We start from the raw sequence: 4,204 nt of genomic DNA on the forward strand, positions 1-4,204 counted from the left end.
GAATAACTAACCATAAAATACCCATAAAAAATTTTAGAAAGACAGTGTTTTTGATTATTATTTTCCTCAAAATTAATTGTGTAATAGTCTTTTTTAAAACGATCTTCTAGTGCTAACCGATGGATCGCTATAAAATTAATTTCAGATAATAAACGATTCCTAATCAAAAATTATCTATTTTATTACTTTTCTTTTTCTGGAATATAAGAATGTAATTGTTTTAAACAATAGTAAAATTATTCCTGCTTGATTGTTAGGTTATTTGAATTCTAAAAATAAAAGGAACATTAGAATATCTCATTGAACGTAAAGTATTTTATTGCTTAAGAAATTTTAGGCTAATTAGATATACTATCTGAATAACATCTTAAACAGAAAAAACTTCGAATTATTATATTTAGAGATAACATTAAATAATTTTGAAATTTTAGTGACGGATCGTTGGGTGGTATGAGGATTGATTGAAATACGCTGTGGATCCCTCATTATCATTCTTAGATTTGATATATAAATATAGGCAAATACTTTTTCTCACTACAAATACTTTTTCTTACTACTACTATATCTATTAGAATCCTAATAAAAAAACTAAAATTTCTATTGAATAATTTTTTCTGAAAAAGAAATAATTATTGTAGCACCAATGGCAGAGTTATATTTTGACGATCAAACATTTGATTTTTTGCCTAAAAAAATTGGTTTTGAACATATTATTTTAATATGTGTGAGCTGAAACTTTGTAACTCGTTCACGTGAAATCTTTCTGTGAGTATTGGATCTATAGTAAATAAATAGAATTACTTTCCTCGTTGGTATGATCGTTGGTATGTTGGTATGCTCGTTGGGTATGTAAGGCTATCAAATTCTAGCATGAAAATCAGGGTCGGATTAATTTACCATTAAGGCGACAGTGATGCACTCTTCTATAAATTGGCTGATTTATTTAGATTAAATTTAAATTGAATTGTATAATAGTTATATTATTAATTAACTAATTTTTATACTTTTAAAATCTATTATTTTGATGGTGGTCTGTGCTTTCAGCAGTTATGAATTAATAATAGAAGCTTAATAAGCAAGATTTTTAAGAGCAAATATTAATTTTTATGTATGGTGTCGGTGATATTCAGTGTTAATTTCGAAGATTGATTTAATAGGAGCTTTAAGATAAGCTATATGAAATAATAATTGCTACGAGATATTGGTGAGATATAAACATATTAGCATTCCTACCCAAGGTGAAAAGATTACGGTTAACAATGAAGGCAGTTTAAATATACCGAACCAACCTATTATTCCCTATATAGAAGGGGACGGAATTGGGATGGATATTACGCCAGTCATGAAAAATGTTATTGATATAGCAGTAGAAAAGGCTTATAAGGGAAAGCGCAAGTTAGCGTGGATGGAAGTTTATGCAGGTGAGAAAGCCCAAAAAATATATGGAAAAAAACATTACCTGCCTGATGAAACTTTGGAAGTAATTCAAACATATAAAATAGCTATTAAAGGTCCTCTTACCACACCTGTTGGCGGAGGGATTCGTTCCTTAAATGTAGCACTTCGTCAAAATTTAGATCTCTATGTTTGTCTTCGTCCTGTACGTTATTTCAAAGGGGTGCCCAGTCCACTGAAAATTCCTGAAAAAGTGGATATGGTTATTTTTAGAGAAAATTTAGAAGATATTTATACTGGTATTGAATGGAAGGCAGGAAGCCCAGAAGCTATTAAAGTTATAGATTTTTTACAAAAAGAAATGGGAGTAAATAAAATCTCTTTTTCAAAAATGGTAGGTATTGGGATTAAGCCCGTTTCTCAAGAGGGAAGCACTCGACTGATACGTCGAGCGCTTCAATATGCCATATCTAACAATAGAGATTCGGTAACCTTTGTTCATAAAGGTAATATTATGAAATTTACGGAAGGTGCTTTTAAAGATTGGGGTTATGAGGTGGCTATTAAAGAATTTGGTGCAACACCATTGAATGGTAATGTTCCTTGGTATTCGTTTAAAAATCCAAAGTCGGGTACAAGCATAATTATTAAGGATGTAATTACTGATGCTTTTTTACAGCAAATTCTTTTGCGACCTTCTGAATATAGTGTTATCGCTACCTTAAATTTAAATGGTGATTATATTTCTGATGCTTTAGCAGCAGAAGTTGGTGGCATTGGTATTGCTCCCGGTGCTAATTTAAGTGATACCATTGCTGTATTCGAAGCAACCCATGGTACTGCACCTAAATATGCAGGACAAAATAAAGTTAATCCAGGGTCTCTCATTTTATCTGCTGAAATGATGCTACGTTATCTTGGTTGGCAAAAAGCAGCGGATCTGGTCATTAAGGGAGTTGAGGGTGCCATTAAGCATAAAAAAGTAACTTACGATTTTGCTCGTTTGATGCATGATGTTCACGAAATTAGTACCTCCCAATTTGGCAACACAATTATCGAGTACATGTAATGGCTTTTAGTACTTACTATAAAAGAGGGGCGGGGATAGTTAAAGAAAATTCAGTTCTGGTAAGGGGGAAGTTAGAATTATATTGGAGATCTTAATTAAGTAAGTTAATAGATAAATTAACTTCTAATACTTTTTGAATATTACTTTTTTTAAAAGTAGATTGCAGTCTCGTGAAATCTTGTTTTAAAGCATATTGAATAAATATGTTTGGGGGGGATTCATCAGATACTTAAATAACCTCTTAAATTTTCGAAAGACTGTCTTTTCCTTAAGCAGAGAGACACCTTTCTATCCTTTCTAAAATCTAATCCTTCAGCATAAAAATTAAATTAAGTTTATTTTATATTGTATAATCGCATACACGAGAGCCGATCATAGAAAGAGATAATATTTACTTTTTAACTACCAGGCTGTTAACTCTTCTACATGACTTTTAAAGAACAAAAAACTAATAAAAATTTAGGGCCATAGAAAATATTAATATAGAGAGCCTTAGGTATATAAGTTAGCTTCCCCACCAAAAAGTATATACTTATTCTGATCTTTTTTAAAAAGTTTTTTAGCCCTATTTTTAGGTGGGTTTATTTTCTATGCTTTAACCGTCCTTTCAGCAAACTTTTTTAAGTTAGGTTATCTTACTTTGATTAACTCAACATAATTTTCAAATGCCAAAAGATCTTAAAAACTCATTAAGACTATTTATAAATAAAAATAAAAAATATCAATGTAAAAAATTTTCTACTAATAATTTTCTACTAATAATATGAACAAATCCTTAATGTTTAGTACACTTAAGAATAACTAAAATAATCAATTCTGGCCAGAAGGGTCTGGCGAATAAAAGTAAGATCAGTATCTACATCAAACTTAAAATTATAGTAAAAGGATTCACTCTCAAAGATAATGTCAATTAGTTAGAGCTTACGAGGGTATTGGGTATATTTTTTAAAATAAAATCCTGAATAAAACTTTAAATCGTGCGTTTTCCTAAGATCGAAAACGTCATGAATATATCAACCCGTCAAACACTGGTTACTATGTGTGGGGGTTTTGTTGGTATATTAATCCCTAGTAGCCGTGAAGTAGTAAGAATCCTTACCATTTAGGAAACTAATTTGAACAGCTTAAAGGTGGGAATTTTGGTACCTTTATTTTTTGATTTAACTATCCTTCCATATTCCTTTAGCATTATAAGAAGGAAATATTTAGCCTACTCTAAGTTTTCAGTAGGTTTTGTAACGGTCGATTTATGATGTTCAATGTCACTAGAGGCCCTCTCAAAGTGAGAGGAACAAATATTTTACAGCTATTTTTAGTGAGCTTTAAAGTTAATTAGTTTATTTTTTATAATTAGAGGAGAACCTTAGCTAAATTAATATGATTAATATCATACCATTAATAAATTATACCATATAGTAATATAGGCGAACCCTGTTGTACAGGGAGCTACTAGTTCTGAAGAGTTTTGTTAGTTATTTTCTAAGAAGAACTCTTATTTTACATTATTTTTAGAAAATTAATCTAACACCCCTCTAATTTTAGAGGTAATTAAAATCTTGTAAGGTAGTAGGTAGGGTAGATAACCTTCAAGGATATGAAAGAGTTATCACTAAATTTGATGTACTGGATGCTTTGAAATGAGCTATTGAATTATCAGCCCATTCTTATCTATTTTAAATAGATATTGCTGAATAAGGTAATTAATAACATTAATAAAGAGTGATTCTTATCCCAGAATGG

Annotated in this window: 1 protein-coding gene; it reads left to right on the top strand. The window is 30.3% G+C overall.

What is annotated here, in order from left to right; all coding sequences use genetic code 11:
* The first annotated feature begins 1,198 nt into the window (after positions 1-1,198).
* The gene (gene icd / locus CLERM_RS03565) at positions 1,199-2,464 is read left to right on the top strand and encodes an NADP-dependent isocitrate dehydrogenase (protein ID WP_236905105.1); all 1,266 of its coding nucleotides are present in this window, start codon (positions 1,199-1,201) and stop codon (positions 2,462-2,464) included.
* Positions 2,465-4,204: the final 1,740 nt, after the last annotated feature.

The organism is Coxiella-like endosymbiont (assembly GCF_002871095.1).
Classification (GTDB): Bacteria; Pseudomonadota; Gammaproteobacteria; order Coxiellales; family Coxiellaceae; genus Coxiella.